This window comes from Streptomyces sp. JH34 (genome assembly GCF_029428875.1).
In the GTDB taxonomy this organism is placed as follows: domain Bacteria; phylum Actinomycetota; class Actinomycetes; order Streptomycetales; family Streptomycetaceae; genus Streptomyces.
Genome location: NZ_JAJSOO010000001.1, coordinates 5774605 through 5788293, shown reverse-complemented (window position 1 = coordinate 5788293; position 13689 = coordinate 5774605). Strand labels below are relative to the sequence as shown.

The window sequence follows — 13689 nt, the reverse complement described above, 5'->3', positions numbered from 1 at the left end:
ACTCGGGGCACCCGGGTACGGGCTCCGGGGCCCTCAGCGGGAACGAGTCGAACGGGTCGTCGTCCCGGCGGCTCACAGGAAGCGTCCTTCGCTCCGGGCGTTGCACCGCGCGTTCTCCGCGCGAAGGCGTTCCATGGGCGTCGCGAGTCGTACGGACGCCGGGTCCACCTCCCATTCGGCCCCGCCCCGGACCGGGCGCAGTGACCAGTAAGGGCCGGCGACTCCTCGGAACTCCCCCACCCGGTCATCACGTCCTGTGTCCACGACGAGGGTGCCGGGGACCGGAGGGTGCGGGGGGTTCTGTCCACTTACAGCGCCGTATGCCCCAGCCATCGTGACTCCACTCCGTAGTCGCATCGCTACCAAGGCGGCTCAGCGTGGCCTAGAGTCAGGCTCTCTTCAACGTGTCATCCGTGAGCGGAAAGTTGGTAGCAGCCGGTTGAACGTCAAGGAGTTGAACCCCGGGAGCAGCCCACAGGCCGCCTATGGTGCACGGCTACGCAGGTCACGCGAGGCCCGCGGGTGGAAGCAGGAAGACCTCGCAGCACTCGTTGAGTATTCGAGTACACACATCTCGGCGGTGGAAACCGGCCGCAAGGTTCCGACTCTGCGTTTCTCGCGGAGTGCCGACCGCGCCTTCGGTGTCGGAGGCACGAAGGACAGCTTCGAACGCGAGTGGGCCGAGATCCGGAACGGCTCCCTGCTCGAAGGGTTCCCTGAGTACGTGGGGTACGAAGGACGCGCGGTCGAGATCCGCCTGTTCGAGATCGGCCTCGTTCCGGGGCTTCTGCAAACACCGCAGTACGCACGGGCGCTGGCGCAGGGAGAGGTTCAGCGTGGCGCCATCACTCCTGAACAGGCTGACGAACGAGTCTCGTTCCTCGCGGAGCGTCAGGCAGCACTGACACGACGCAAGCCGCCGATGATGCTTGTGGTGATGGACGAGAGCTGCATCCGGCACCAGGTCGGCGGCGCCGAGGTCATGGCCACGCAGCTTCAGCGGCTGGCCGACTTCGCTGCCCTGCCCAACACGGTGCTACAGGTGTCACCGTTCGACGTGGGTGCGAGGCGGGCGTTCAACCTGCCGGTCAACTTGCTCACCATGGCTGACCGCAGCATGGTCGGCTACGCCGAGTCCCAGGCGCAGGGGCACATGGACCGCGAAACCACGTACGTCCTCTCCATGTTGACGGCCTACCATCACCTACAGGCCGAAGCGTTGTCGCAAGCGGCTTCCGTGGCCATGATCCAGGTGATGAAAGGGACAGTTCCGTGACTGACGAGCCTCGCTGGCACAAGTCCTCCTACAGCTCGAACGGCGGCAACTGCGTCGAGGTCGCCGCCGACCTCGCCCGCTCCCACGGCGTGGTCCCCGTCCGTGACTCCAAGAACCCGGGCGGCGCCGTCCTGCACCTGCCCGCCGCCTCCTTCGCCTCCTTCGTGGACGGCGTCAGGGCAGGAGCGTTCGGCACGGCGTGATCGGCAGTCGGCCGCCGAAGGCCGTGCACGAGCGGGCCCGGCTGTTCAACTCGCTGGCCCCGGCACGGATCAGCGGCGACAGTGGCGTCCATGACCTCACTCGTACAGCACATCACCATCGACTGCGCCGACGCCTACGAGCTCGCCGGCTTCTGGGCCGAGGTGCTCGGTTCCTCCGTGTCCGACGACGACGGGCCCGGTGACCCCGAGGCCCTCGTCGAGTCGCCCCAGGGCACGCTGCTCTTCGTCACGGTGCCGGAGTCCAAGACCGTCAAGAACCGGATCCATCTCGATCTGCGCCCCGACGGCCGCACCCGCGACGAGGAGGTCGAGCGGCTGCTCGCGCTGGGAGCCACGCCGGTGGCCGACCACCGCAAGCCGAACGGCCGGGGCTGGGTGACGCTCGCCGACCCGGAGGGCAACGAGTTCTGCGTGGAGTGCGGTGCGGGGGAACGCGCCGCACTGACCGGCACGCGGCTGCCCGTCACGGCCGACGACGTGTCGCTGGCTGTCCGGCTCGCAGTCGACACCCTCGCCGAGTCCCCCGCCCAGGACTGGCGGGTGCCGGCCGGTGGTCTGACGTGGGACTGCTGGGAGACCGTCGAGCACCTGAGCGACGACCTCTTCGCGTACGCCGTCCAACTGGGCCCGCGCAGGCCGCCGCAGGACCGTGAGGTGCCCTACCGCTTCGCGGCCGAACGCGAGGGCGGGCCCGCGAGCTCGATCTTCGCGAACCCGGAGGCGGGCGTCCCCGGGCTGCTCCAGACGCTGGAGGCGAGCGGCGCCCTCCTGACGGCGATGGTGCGTACGACCCCCTCGGACGTGCGCTCCCACCATGTGTTCGGGCTCTCCGACCCCGAGGGCTTCGCCGCGATGGGCATCGTGGAGACCCTCGTGCACACCTATGACGTGGCCGCCGGGCTGTCTCTGTCCTGGGCTCCGCCCCGGGACCTCTGCGACCGGGTGCTGGCCCGGCTCTTCCCCCACGCCCCGGACGACGAGGACCGGTGGACCGTGCTGCTCTGGTCCACCGGCCGCGCCGACCTGCCGGGCCGCGACCGTGTCACCTCGTGGAGGTGGCACGGTGCGCCACTGGGCCGCTGAGCTGCGCACACGCCCGTGAGCTGCCCCCGCCACGACGGGTACCGGCCAAATAGCGGCCGATTGCCACGGCCCGGGAAGCCCGGCCGGGGTCCGCCGGTAGCGTCGGCGCCATGGAACAGCAGACCAGCACCACCCTCACCGACCAGGCCCCGGCAGACCCGGCGGCCACGGACGACGCACTGGCCACACAGCCCGTCGGGTACTGGAGCGGCCTGGCCCACACGGCCGTCACCCGCCACCTGCGGGACGCCATGGCCAGGATCGACGTGACCCAGCCGGAGTACTGGGTGCTCAACCGGGTGCACGGCGGGACTGCCGCACCCACCCGCGAGGAGGTCGTCGCCCAGCTCACCCCTCTCGCCGACGGACCGCAGGACATCTCCCGGGTCGTCGACCAGCTGCTCCACCGCGGCTGGCTCAGGAGCGGGAACGGGCAGACGCTCCACCTCACCGCCGAGGGGGAGGCCGCCCGTGTGCGGCTGCGTGAGCTCGTGACCGGTGTCCGCGCCGAGGTCCACCGGGGCGTCAGCGACACGGAGTACGTCGCCGCGCTCAAGGTGCTCCGCACGATGGTGGCCAACGTCGAAGGCCTACGCACTCCCTGACGGCTCCCCGCCGCGACGGGTGCCGCCGGTCCGGCCCGCCGCGAGCGGTCCGGACCGGCGGCCGCGGGGCCTACCGGTGCGAGAACCAGGCGGCGGCCGGCAGCAGCTTGCCGTCGTAGTCGAACACCGCCTGGTTCTCCCACGCGTTGCCCGACGCCGGGTCGGCCGGGTCCCAGCCGCTGCCGGTGACGGCGGTCCAGGCCGGCTCCCAGTACACCGCGCCGAGCCCCCTGCCGTCCGGGACGGCCTCGACGACGTTCATGACGTCGCGGAGGTTCGCCGCCTGGCCGGCCGGGGTCGCCGGGTAGCCGTTGACCAGCTGGCTCGCGGTGGCCACGTTGTTCTCGAGGCCGTCGTCGTCGGCGAGCGTGTGGGCGTAGGCCGTCTCGGCGACCAGCACCGGCTTCCCGTAACGGGAGGCGGCGTCGTCGAGGTTGGTCTGGAGCTCGGACAGCGAGCCGTGCCAGTAGCCGTAGTAGGAGAGGGCGATGACGTCGAAGGGCACCTTCCGCGCCACGGCGTTGTCGAACCACCAGCGCGTGCCCGCGTTGTCACCGCCCTCGGCGAGGTGCAGCGCCACCTTCGTGCCGGAGGAGACCGCCTTGGCCGCGTTCGCCCCCGAGGTGATCAGGCCCGCCAGCTGGGACCAGTTGTCGGTGGAGCCCTCGGGCCAGAGCATCCCGCCGTTGATCTCGTTGCCGATCTGCACCATGTCGGCCGTGGTGCCCTGGGCCTTGAGGGCTTTCAGCACGTCGTAGGTGTGGTTGTAGACGTCGGTGCGGAGCTGGGCGTGGCTGTGCCCCGCCCAGGCGGCGGGCTTGTTCTGCTTGCCGGGGTCGGCCCAGGCGTCGGAGTAGTGGAAGTCGATCAGGGTCTTCATGCCGAGGGCCTTGGCACGCTTGGCCATGGCGAGGACCCGGGCCTTGTCGTTGTAGCCGTCGGCCGGGTTCACCCACACCTTGAGGCGTACGTAGTTCATCCCGGAGCTCTTGAGGATGCGTATGGCGTCCCCCGCCGTGCCGCTCGCGTCGCGGTACGTGGCGCCGTGTGCCTCGTTCTTCGGGAGGGTGGAGAGGTCCCCGCCCCTGACGCTCAGCCCGGTGCTCCCGGGAGTGAAGGTGATGTCGTCGAAGTTCGCCCACTCCCCCGCGTGCGCGTCGGAGTTGAGGCTGATCGTGCAGGCCCCGCCGGTCACCTTGACGGAGGTGACGAGCCGGATCCACGCGCCGTCCGCGGTCGGGGGCAGGTCGGTGCGCTGCTCGGCGGAGCCGCAGTTGCGCAGGGCGATGTAGGCGGACTTCTGGCCGCCGCCCGAGCGCACCCAGGCGCTGAGGGTGTACGTGCCGTCGGCCAGGCCGTTCAGGTACTGGTAGGTCTCGACCTTGTACGCCGAGGCCGACCAGTGGCTGAGCCGGGTGCTGCCGCCGTGGCCGCCCGCCTCGGTGAAGGAGGCGGCGTCATGGCCTCCGGCCGAGTACGTCGACCAGCCGGTGGCCCCGGACTCGAAACCGGTGTCGACCGGGGTGGTGGCGGCGTGGGCGGCCTGAGCGGGGAGTGCGGCGAACACGAGACCGGAGAGGGCGGCCACCGCCCCGGCCGCTCTCGCGCGGATGTGCGTCGTTCCGTACATCGTCGATGTCCCTTCGACAGTTGTGCGGGATTCCCTGTGGGTGTGCGCCTCAGCCGTCGAGCCGTACGACACGGACCGCGCCCGCCGGAACGGCGAGCTTGTCCACGGCCGGCTCGCCGGTGAGGAGTTCGGTGCCGGGGGCGTCGAGCGCCACCACCGCCTCGGCCTCGGTGTGGTTGATCACGAAGAGGTAGCTGCCGGTGTCGCCGACCCGGCGCACGACCTCGACGTCGTGGGGCAGGCTCGTGCGGGGCTCGATGCGGGCGTCGGCGGCGGCACGGTCCAGGACGGCGTCCAGGTCGGCGCCGGAGAGCCGGGTGGAGATGTACCAGGCGGTGCCCTCGCCGAGCCTGTTGCGGGTGACGGCGGGCCGGCCTGCCGGGATCCCGTCGGCGTACGACCAGAGTGTCTCGGCGCCGCGCGGGATCACCACGTCCGACCAGAGGTCGCCGGTCAGCTCCGGGCCCTCGGGCGCACCTTCGGGGGTGATCAGGCGGACGGTGCCGCCCTCGTCGAGCGGTGCGAACTCCTCGACGTTCAGGCCGAGTACGTCCCGGAGCGGGCCCGGATAGGCCCCGGGGTGCACGGCGTCGTCGGTGTCGACGATGCCGGAGAAGTAGGAGACGACGAGGGTGCCACCCCCCTCGACGTAGCGGCGCAGGTTGCGGCCGGTCTCCTCGGTGGCCAGGTAGAGGGCCGGGACGACGACCAGGGGGTAGGCGCTGAGGTCGGCGTCCGGGTGGGCGAAGTCGACGGTGAGGTGGCGGTCGAAGAGCGAGGCGTAGAAGGTGTCGGCGCGCTCGCGGGCGTCGTGCTGCTCGCTGGGACGCCACTCCAGGCTCTGCGCCCACCAGGACTGCCAGTCCCAGAGCATCGCCACGTCGGCGACGGTCCGGGTGCCCCGGATGCCCTCCAGGAGGCCGAGTCCGGCGCCGAGCGCGCTGACCTCGCGCCAGATCCGTGAGTCGGTGCCGGCGTGCGGGACCATCGCGGAGTGGAACTTCTCGGCGCCGCGCCTGGACTGCCGCCACTGGAAGAACATCGCGCCCTCCGATCCGCGGGCGACGTGGGCGAGGCTGTTGCGGGCCATCTCGCCGGGACGCTTCGCGGGGTTGCGGGGCTGCCAGTTGACGCCGCTGGTGGAGTGCTCCAGCAGCAGCCAGGGAGCACCGCCCGCCACGGAGCGGGTGAGGTCGGCGGCCATGGCGAGGTTGACGTGGGTGCGGCGGCCGTCGGTGATCAGGTAGTGGTCGTTGGAGACGATGTCGACCTCGCGGCCCCAGGCCCAGTAGTCGACGGACTCGCACTGGCTGAGCGCGGTCATGAAGTTGGTGGTGACCGGGATGCCGGGGGCGAGCCGGTGCAGGATGTCGCGTTCCGCGGTGAAGTTCTCCCGCATCGTGGCGTCGGCGAAGCGGGCGTAGTCCAGCTGCTGGGCCGGGTTGCCCACCGTCGGGGTGGCGCGGGGCGGGTCGATGTCGTCGAGGGTCCGGTAGCGCTGGCCCCAGAAGGCGGTTCCCCAGGCCTCGTTGACCGCGTCGGCCGAGCCGTGCCGGGCGAGGAGCCAGCGGCGGAAGTGCGCGCCGCAGCTGTCGCAGTAGCAGGCGCTGACCGGGACGCCGTACTCGTTGTGGACGTGCCACATGGCGAGCGCGGGGTGGCTCGCGTAACGGCGGGCGAGCTGTTCGGTGATGTTCGCGGCCGCCGCGCGGTAGGGGGCGGAGCTGTGGCAGATGGCTCCGCGCGACCCGAAGGCGTAGCGGACGCCGTCCCGGCTGACGGGCAGGGCCTCGGGGTGGGCGCGGTAGAACCAGGCGGGCGGGGCGACGGTGGGGGTGCCGAGGTCGGCGCGGATGCCGTTGACGTGCAGCAGGTCCAGGAGGCGGTCGAGCCAGCCGAAGTCGTAGGTGCCCGGCTCGGGTTCCAGCAGCGCCCAGGAGAAGATCCCGACGCTGACCATGGTCACGCCCGCCTCCCGCATCAGGCGTACGTCCTCGTGCCAGACCTCTTCGGGCCACTGCTCGGGGTTGTAGTCGCCGCCGAAGGCCAGTTTGTGCAGGCCGACCGGGTAGGGCGCGGATTCTGAGTGCGGCATGGACGACTCCTGGCTCTTCGGGTCAACTTCTGGGAACGTGCACACACACTCTCGGCGGCGCAGGGCCAACATAACCGCACAGCAACAACCATTGACAAGTGTCGGTTTCGTTTCTCTACTGTGAACGCTCACAGCGCAGTTCCGGCCAGTCCGCCGATGCGTCTGTTCGTCTCGTCAGGGGAGAAACCATGAAATACCGCATTGTCGCGGTGTCCACCGCCGCAGCTCTCGCCGCAACCGCCCTGCTCTCGGGGTGCGGCTCGGACGACGGCGGCGACGAACCGGCCGCTTCCGGGCCCGCCTCGCTGACGTACTGGGCTTGGGCCCCCGGCCTGGACAAGGTCGCCGACATCTGGAACAAGGGCCCCGGCAAGGAGGCCGGCATCACCGTCACGGTGAAGAAGCAGGCCTCGGGTGACGACCTGGTCACCAAGATCATCACGGCGGCCAAGGCCCACAAGGCCCCCGACCTGGTCCAGGCGGAGTACCAGGCACTCCCCACCCTGGTCTCCAACGACGTCCTCGCGGACATATCCGATGAGGCGGGCGACGCGAAGGGCGAGTTCGCCGACGGGATCTGGCAGCAGGCCACCCTCGGCTCGGACGCCCTGTACGCCCTTCCGCAGGACTCCGGCCCGCTGATGTTCTACTACCGCCAGGACCTGTTCGAGCAGTACGGCCTGACCGTGCCGACCACCTGGGACGAGTTCGCCGAGACCGCCCGCGCGCTGAAGAAGAAGGCGCCGGACAAGGACCTCACCACCTTCTCCTCCAACGACTCGGGCCTCTTCGCCGGTCTCGCCCAGCAGGCGGGCGCGAAGTGGTGGACCACGGGCGGCGACAAGTGGAAGGTCGCGATCGACGACCCGGCCACGCAGAAGGTCGCGGACTTCTGGGGCGGCCTCGTCAAGGAGGGGGCCATCGACAACCAGCCGATGTACACCCCGGCCTGGAACAAGGCGCTCAACACCGGCAAGCAGGTCGCCTGGGTCAGCGCCGTCTGGGCGCCGGGCACCCTGACCACCGCGGCGCCCGAGACGAAGGGCAAGTGGGCGATGGCCCCGCTCCCCCAGTGGACCGCCGGTGAGAACGTCACCGGCAGCTGGGGCGGCTCCTCCACCGCCGTCACCAACGACTCCAAGAACAAGAAGGCCGCCGCCACCTTCGCGAAGTGGCTGAACACGGACCCGACGGCACTCGCCGCGCTGGTGAAGGAGGGCGGCATCTACCCCGCGGCCACGGCAGCCCAGACCGGTGGCGCCCTGTCGAAGGCTCCGGACTACTTCTCCAACCAGCCCGCCTTCTACACCGAGGCCGCCGAGATCGCCCAGGGCACCGCCCCCGCGGCCTGGGGACCGAACGTCAACGTCGCGTACAGCGCCTTCAAGGACAACTTCGCCGCGGCCGCCAAGAACAGGTCGGACTTCGGCCCCGCGCTGACCGCCATGCAGGACGCCACCGTCGCGGACCTGGAGAAGCAGGGCTTCGGGGTCTCGGAGTGACACGCACACCGCGCCGGAAGGCGTACGGGGTCAAGAGCGCCCCGTACGCCTTCCTGGTCCCCGCCACCCTCCTGTTCCTGCTCTTCTTCGCCCTGCCCATCGGCTACGCGGTCCACCTCAGCTTCCGCAGGACCGAGGTCAGGGGACTCGGCCTCGGCAAGGGCGCACGGGACGAGGTCTGGGCCGGCCTGTCCAACTACACCGACGCGCTCTCCGACCCGGAGCTGCTGGACGGAGCGCTGCGCATCCTCGGCTACGGCGCGATCGTCGTCCCGGTGATGCTCGGCCTCGCCCTGCTCTTCGCCCTGCTGCTCGACACCGACGGGCTCCGGGCGCGCGGCTTCAGCAGGCTGGCGATCTTCCTGCCGTACGGGATCCCGGGCGTCATCGCGGCGCTGATGTGGGGCTTCCTGTACCTGCCGGACGTGAGCCCGTTCCTGTACCTGCTCGACGCCATGGGGCTCCCGCAGCCCGATCTGCTGGACGGCGGGCCGCTGTACCTCTCGCTCGCCAACATCGCCGTGTGGGGCGGTACCGGCTTCAACATGATCGTGATCTACACCTCGCTGCGGGCCATCCCCGTCGAGGTCTTCGAGGCCGCGCGGATCGACGGCTGCTCGCAGCTGCAGATCGCGCTGCGCATCAAGATCCCGATGGTGGCGCCGTCCCTGATCCTGACCTTCTTCTTCTCGATCATCGCGACGCTCCAGGTCTTCAGTGAGCCCACCACGCTGAAGCCGCTGACCAACTCGCTCTCCACCACCTGGAGTCCGCTGATGAAGGTCTACCAGGACGCCTTCGTCAACAACGACATCCATGCGGCCGCCGCCCAGGCGGTCGTCATCGCCGTGGCCACCCTCGCCCTGTCGTTCGGCTTCCTCAAGGCGGCCAACTCCCGTACGAAGCAGGGAGACTCCCGATGAGCACCCCGTCCCTCGCCACCCCCGGCCGGCGAGGCCTCCCGCTCGTGCCGACCGCCGCGCTGCTCCTCGGCGCGCTGTACTGCCTGCTGCCCGTCGTCTGGGTCCTGGTCGCCTCGACGAAGTCCGGCAGCGAGCTGTTCTCCACCTTCACCTTCCTGCCCGGTTCCGGCTTCACGGACAACGTCGCCGATCTGACGGAGTACCGCGACGGGGTGTACTGGAGGTGGATGGCCAACTCGGCCTTCTACGCCGGGGTGGGCGCCCTGCTCTCCACCGCGGTGTCCGCGGTCTCCGGGTACGCGCTGGCCGTGTACCGCTTCCGCGGCAGGGAGACCGTCTTCAACATCCTGCTCGCCGGGGTGCTGATGCCTCCGGTGATCCTGGCCGTGCCGCAGTACCTGCTGATGGCCGAGGCGGACATGACCGACTCCTACCTGTCGGTGCTGCTGCCGCTGATCCTCTCCCCGTACGGCGTGTACCTCGCCCGGATCTACGCGGCGGCCGCCGTGCCGGCCGATGTGATCGAGGCCGGGCGGATGGACGGCGGCGGCGAGTGGCGGATCTTCCGGACCATCGCCCTGCCGATGATGCTGCCGGGGCTGGTCACGGTGTTCCTGTTCCAGTTCGTGGCGGTATGGAACAACTTCCTCCTGCCCTACATCATGCTCGGCGACGACGAGAAGTTCCCGGTCACCCTGGGGCTCTACACGCTGCTCCAGCAGGGCTCGAACACCCCGGCGCTCTACACGCTGGTGATCACGGGCGCACTCCTGGCGATCCTCCCGCTGATCGCCCTGTTCCTCGTGATCCAGCGGTTCTGGAGCCTCGACCTGCTCTCCGGCGCCGTAAAGTCCTGACAGCTCCTCAACAGGGCACCCCTTCATGAAAGATCGAGCACCATGAGCCGCACAGAACACAACGGCGCCGGACGCCGCAGGCCGCCGACGATCCACGACGTCGCCCGGGAGGCCGGGGTCTCCCGGGGCACGGTCTCGCGGGTGCTCAACGGCGGTCACAACGTCAGCCCGGCGGCGCTCGAAGCGGTTCAGTCCGCCATCCGCCGGACCGGCTACACCGTGAACCGGCACGCCCGGTCGCTGATCACCGGACGCTCCGACTCGGTGGCGTTCCTGCTGACGGAACCCCAGGAACGCTTCTTCGAGGACCCGAACTTCAACGTGCTGCTGCGCGGCTGCACCGCCGCGCTCGCCGCGCACGACGTCCCCTTGCTGCTGATGATCGCGGGCACCGAGGCCGAACGCCGCCGCAACATGCGGTACATCGCCGGGCACGTGGACGGGGTACTGCTGGTCTCCAGCCACTCCGGCGACCCGGTGGCCGCGCAGCTGCACGAGGCGGGAGTACCCCTGGTGGCCTGCGGGAAGCCGCTCGGGCAGGGGTCGCGGGTCAGCTACGTCGCGGCGGACGACCGCAACGGCGCCCGGGACATGGTCCGCTTCCTGCACCAGTCGGGGCGCCGCCGGATCGCCACGGTCACGGGGCCGCTGGACACCCCGGGCGGCGTGGACCGGCTCGCCGGGTACCGCGAGACGCTCGCCGAGTGCGGGCTGCCGGCCGACGAGAGCCTGGTCGTGCCGGGCGACTACAGCCGGGCGGGCGGTGAGGCCGCGGCGGCGCTGCTGCTGGAACGGGCGCCCGACGTGGACGCGGTGTTCGTCGCGTCCGACCTGATGGCGCAGGGAGTACTGAGCACGCTGGAGCGGGCGGGCCGGCGGGTACCGCAGGACATCGCGGTGGGCGGTTTCGACGACTCCCCCGCGGCACTCGCGGCCCGCCCGGAGCTGACGACGGTCCGCCAGCCGTGGGACCGGATCAGCGCGGAGATGGTGCGGGTGCTGCTGGCGCAGATCGGCGGGGAGGACCCGGCCGCGGTCATACTCCCCACGGAGCTGGTGCGCCGGGAATCCGCGTAGAGCCGGGGCGCCGCGGTCCGTACGGGGACGACACGGCCGGGGCTCGGCCCAGGCGGCGGGCGAGCACCTGTCCCGGCCAGGTCCCGGACAGGAACGGGTCCGTGGGGACGAAGCCGTTGCGCTCGTAGTAGGCGACCAGTTCGCCTCCGCCGCCCGCCCAGCAGTCGACCCTCAGCAGGTCCACGCCCGCCTGCCGGGTCTCCTCGGCGGCGTGGGCCAGCAGCGCGGCCCCGATACCCAGACCGGCGTGCTTCCGGTCGGACACCAGCAGGCGCACGTAGCGCTCCGGTTCCCCGGCCGGGGCGATCGGCATCTGCGGGCTGGGGCCGGTGTCGAGCACCAGCGCTCCGGCGGGTGTGCCGTCCAGCTCGGCGACGTACGGGGTGTTCCGCGTGGTGTACCGCTCGACACGCTCGACGCCGCCGGAGGTCTGCGAGTACGGGACGGTGCCCCACTGCTGGGTGTTGCCGCGGGCGTTCATCCAGGCGACCGCGGAGTCGAGCATGTCCAGGATGGCCGGTGCGTCGGCCGGACCGCCCGGCCTGATGCGTATGCGCTGAGCCGCTTCGTCGTTGGTCACGGCGGCAGTCTGCCACGGGGGCCGTGGCGGAGACCGTGAGCCCGTACGCCACCGTCACGGGTCGTGCGGGACGGCGGCGTACGGGACAGGGGTGGCGCACCACCCCGGGGTCAGACGGTGTCGAGCGCCGGGTAGTCGGTGTAGCCCTTCGCGTCGCCGCCGAAGAAGGTCGACGGGTCCGGGGTGTTGAAGGGCCCGCCGGCCTTCAGCCGGGCCGGCAGGTCCGGGTTGGCGAGGAACAGGGCGCCGTAGGCGATGATGTCGGCCACTCCGTCGTCGATCACCGTGTGGTGCTCGGGGCCGGTCGGCCCCTCGGAGAACACGTTGATGACGAGGGTTCCGGTGAACTGCTTGCGCAGCGCGAGCGTCAGCTCCCGGGTGTCGGCCTGCTCCAGCACGTGCAGGTAGGCCAGCCCGAGCGGTTCGAGCTCGGCGACGAGCGCGGTGTAGACGGCGTCCGGGTCGGTCTCCTCGATGCCGTTGTAGGGGTTGCCGGGCGAGATGCGCAGGGCGGTCCGCTCGGGGCCGATCTCGGCGGCGACCGCCTTGACCACCTCGACCGCGAAGCAGATGCGGGCCTGGTCGGAGCCGCCCCACCCGTCGGTGCGCAGGTTGGTGTTGGGAGCCAGGAACTGCTGGATCAGGTAGCCGTTGGCACCGTGCAGTTCGACCCCGTCGAAACCGGCTTCGATCGCGTTGCGGGAGGCCGTGACGAAGTCGCCGACGGTCGCCCGGATCTCCGCGTCGGTCAGCTCGCGCGGCTCCACGAAGTCCTTCGGCCCCACGTGGGTGTGGACCTGGCCGGGCGCCGCCACCGGGGAGGGTGCCACCGGGACCAGTCCGTCGGGCAGCAGGACGGGGTGTCCGATCCGGCCCGCGTGCATGACCTGGGCGAAGATGCGTCCGCCGGCCGCGTGGACCGAGTCGGTGACCTTGCGCCAGGAGGCGACCTGCTCGGCGCTGTGCAGGCCGGGGGTCGACGGATATCCCTGGCCGACCACGGAGGGCTGTATGCCCTCGGTGATGATCAGCCCGGCCGAGGCGCGCTGGGTGTAGTACTCGGCGGTGAGGTCGGTGGCCGTGCCCCCTTCACCGGCCCGGCTGCGGGTCATCGGTGCGAGGGCTATGCGGTTGGAGAGCTGCGTCCCGGAGAGGTCGACGGGATCGAACACGCTGGTCATGAAAGCCTCCGAGGCATTTATATGGTCGGCCAAGTAATCAGCCGTGAGTCACTGTAACGCATTACTTGGCCGACCAAGGTAAAGTTCACGGTGACGTCATGAACCCGGCAGCGGAACGGGTCACGACACCGCCCCGAGGAGCCCCGATGCAGGCCGACGACAACGCCCCCGCCGACTCCGCCTGCACCGGCGGGCTGCCGAGCGCGGCCCTCGGCGGCCCCGTCAGCCACGCCGTCTCACGGGTCGCCAGGCTGCACAGGATCACGGCGGGCCGGATGCTCAAGGGGCTCGGGCTCTACCCGGGGCAGGAGTTCCTGATGATGCACCTCTGGGACACCGGGGCGGTGCGCCAGGCCGATCTGATCAGGGCGATGGACCTCGACCCGTCCACCGTGACCAAGATGCTCCAACGCCTCGAGCAGGCCGGGCACGTGCACCGCCGCCCCGACCCCGACGACCGGCGGGCCGTCCTGGTCGAGGCGACGGAGAAGAGCTGCGCACTGCGCACGGAGGTGCGCGACGCCTGGTCGGGGCTGGAGGACCACACCCTCGCCGGTCTGCGGCCCGCCGAGCGCGCGGAGCTGATCCGGCTGCTCGCCAAGGTGGAGGAGAACCTCTGCCACGAGGCCGGGGACTGCCCCGGGGGGTAACCCCGC

13 protein-coding genes and 1 pseudogene are annotated in these 13689 nt (G+C 70.8%); 9 read left to right on the top strand and 5 right to left on the bottom strand.

Annotation, left to right across the window (positions count from 1 at the left end; genetic code table 11):
* Window positions 1-72: 72 nt before the first annotated feature.
* Window positions 73-333, bottom strand: a complete 261-nt coding sequence (locus tag LWJ43_RS25940; protein ID WP_277334613.1) for a hypothetical protein — start codon at window positions 331-333, stop codon at window positions 73-75.
* A gap of 106 nt (window positions 334-439) precedes the next feature.
* Between LWJ43_RS25940 and LWJ43_RS25935 the strand changes: the two genes are divergently transcribed.
* The 4 genes from LWJ43_RS25935 (at window position 440) to LWJ43_RS25920 (ending at window position 3188) form a co-directional block, all read left to right on the top strand.
* The gene (locus tag LWJ43_RS25935; RefSeq protein WP_277334612.1) at window positions 440-1276 is read left to right on the top strand and encodes a helix-turn-helix domain-containing protein; all 837 of its coding nucleotides are present in this window, start codon (window positions 440-442) and stop codon (window positions 1274-1276) included.
* A complete protein-coding gene (locus tag LWJ43_RS25930) occupies window positions 1273-1479 on the top strand; it encodes a DUF397 domain-containing protein (protein WP_277334611.1) in 207 nt (68 codons plus the stop codon). The genes LWJ43_RS25935 and LWJ43_RS25930 overlap by 4 nt, the downstream gene beginning before the upstream one ends.
* A gap of 90 nt (window positions 1480-1569) precedes the next feature.
* On the top strand, window positions 1570-2583 hold the full coding sequence (locus tag LWJ43_RS25925; RefSeq protein WP_277334610.1) for a VOC family protein: 1014 nt from the start codon (window positions 1570-1572) through the stop codon (window positions 2581-2583).
* A gap of 110 nt (window positions 2584-2693) precedes the next feature.
* Window positions 2694-3188, top strand: a complete 495-nt coding sequence (locus tag LWJ43_RS25920; protein WP_277334609.1) for a MarR family winged helix-turn-helix transcriptional regulator — start codon at window positions 2694-2696, stop codon at window positions 3186-3188.
* Between the two features lie 70 nt (window positions 3189-3258).
* Here the strand turns inward: LWJ43_RS25920 and LWJ43_RS25915 are convergent, their stop codons facing one another.
* The gene (locus LWJ43_RS25915) at window positions 3259-4818 is read right to left on the bottom strand and encodes a glycoside hydrolase family 53 protein (protein WP_277334608.1); all 1560 of its coding nucleotides are present in this window, start codon (window positions 4816-4818) and stop codon (window positions 3259-3261) included.
* 49 nt (window positions 4819-4867) lie between these two features.
* Window positions 4868-6913, bottom strand: a complete 2046-nt coding sequence (locus LWJ43_RS25910; RefSeq protein ID WP_277334607.1) for a beta-galactosidase — start codon at window positions 6911-6913, stop codon at window positions 4868-4870.
* A 188-nt stretch (window positions 6914-7101) separates the two neighbouring features.
* On the opposite strand from LWJ43_RS25910, the gene LWJ43_RS25905 reads away from it, so the two are divergent.
* The 4 genes from LWJ43_RS25905 to LWJ43_RS25890 are packed head-to-tail and all read left to right on the top strand — an operon-like array spanning window position 7102 to window position 11272.
* The gene (locus tag LWJ43_RS25905) at window positions 7102-8415 is read left to right on the top strand and encodes an extracellular solute-binding protein (protein ID WP_277334606.1); all 1314 of its coding nucleotides are present in this window, start codon (window positions 7102-7104) and stop codon (window positions 8413-8415) included.
* The gene (locus LWJ43_RS25900) at window positions 8412-9338 is read left to right on the top strand and encodes a carbohydrate ABC transporter permease (protein WP_277334605.1); all 927 of its coding nucleotides are present in this window, start codon (window positions 8412-8414) and stop codon (window positions 9336-9338) included. Before LWJ43_RS25905 ends, LWJ43_RS25900 begins: the two co-directional genes overlap by 4 nt.
* Window positions 9335-10195: a carbohydrate ABC transporter permease gene (locus LWJ43_RS25895; protein WP_277334604.1), complete on the top strand. Its 861-nt coding sequence runs from the start codon at window positions 9335-9337 to the stop codon at window positions 10193-10195. Before LWJ43_RS25900 ends, LWJ43_RS25895 begins: the two co-directional genes overlap by 4 nt.
* Window positions 10196-10237: 42 nt before the next feature.
* Window positions 10238-11272 (top strand): LacI family DNA-binding transcriptional regulator, encoded by a 1035-nt coding sequence (locus LWJ43_RS25890; protein ID WP_277334603.1) that lies wholly within the window; start codon window positions 10238-10240, stop codon window positions 11270-11272.
* A gap of 49 nt (window positions 11273-11321) precedes the next feature.
* Here the strand turns inward: LWJ43_RS25890 and LWJ43_RS25885 are convergent.
* Together LWJ43_RS25885 and LWJ43_RS25880 are read right to left on the bottom strand one after the other, a co-directional pair.
* Window positions 11322-11777: pseudogene (locus LWJ43_RS25885) on the bottom strand (GNAT family N-acetyltransferase); the annotation flags it as partial.
* 185 nt (window positions 11778-11962) lie between these two features.
* Window positions 11963-13033, bottom strand: a complete 1071-nt coding sequence (locus LWJ43_RS25880) for an alkene reductase (protein ID WP_277334602.1) — start codon at window positions 13031-13033, stop codon at window positions 11963-11965.
* 146 nt (window positions 13034-13179) lie between these two features.
* On the opposite strand from LWJ43_RS25880, the gene LWJ43_RS25875 reads away from it, so the two are divergent.
* Window positions 13180-13683: a MarR family winged helix-turn-helix transcriptional regulator gene (locus LWJ43_RS25875; protein ID WP_277334601.1), complete on the top strand. Its 504-nt coding sequence runs from the start codon at window positions 13180-13182 to the stop codon at window positions 13681-13683.
* Window positions 13684-13689: the final 6 nt, after the last annotated feature.

Coding starts and splice junctions, on each gene's coding strand:
- LWJ43_RS25910 (WP_277334607.1), bottom strand. CDS start 6,913: ATGCCGCACTCAGAATCCGCGCCCTACCCGGTCGGCCTGCACAAACTG.
- LWJ43_RS25925 (WP_277334610.1), top strand. CDS start 1,570: ATGACCTCACTCGTACAGCACATCACCATCGACTGCGCCGACGCCTAC.
- LWJ43_RS25920 (WP_277334609.1), top strand. CDS start 2,694: ATGGAACAGCAGACCAGCACCACCCTCACCGACCAGGCCCCGGCAGAC.
- LWJ43_RS25940 (WP_277334613.1), bottom strand. CDS start 333: ATGGCTGGGGCATACGGCGCTGTAAGTGGACAGAACCCCCCGCACCCT.
- LWJ43_RS25905 (WP_277334606.1), top strand. CDS start 7,102: ATGAAATACCGCATTGTCGCGGTGTCCACCGCCGCAGCTCTCGCCGCA.
- LWJ43_RS25880 (WP_277334602.1), bottom strand. CDS start 13,033: ATGACCAGCGTGTTCGATCCCGTCGACCTCTCCGGGACGCAGCTCTCC.
- LWJ43_RS25890 (WP_277334603.1), top strand. CDS start 10,238: ATGAGCCGCACAGAACACAACGGCGCCGGACGCCGCAGGCCGCCGACG.
- LWJ43_RS25875 (WP_277334601.1), top strand. CDS start 13,180: ATGCAGGCCGACGACAACGCCCCCGCCGACTCCGCCTGCACCGGCGGG.
- LWJ43_RS25915 (WP_277334608.1), bottom strand. CDS start 4,818: ATGTACGGAACGACGCACATCCGCGCGAGAGCGGCCGGGGCGGTGGCC.
- LWJ43_RS25895 (WP_277334604.1), top strand. CDS start 9,335: ATGAGCACCCCGTCCCTCGCCACCCCCGGCCGGCGAGGCCTCCCGCTC.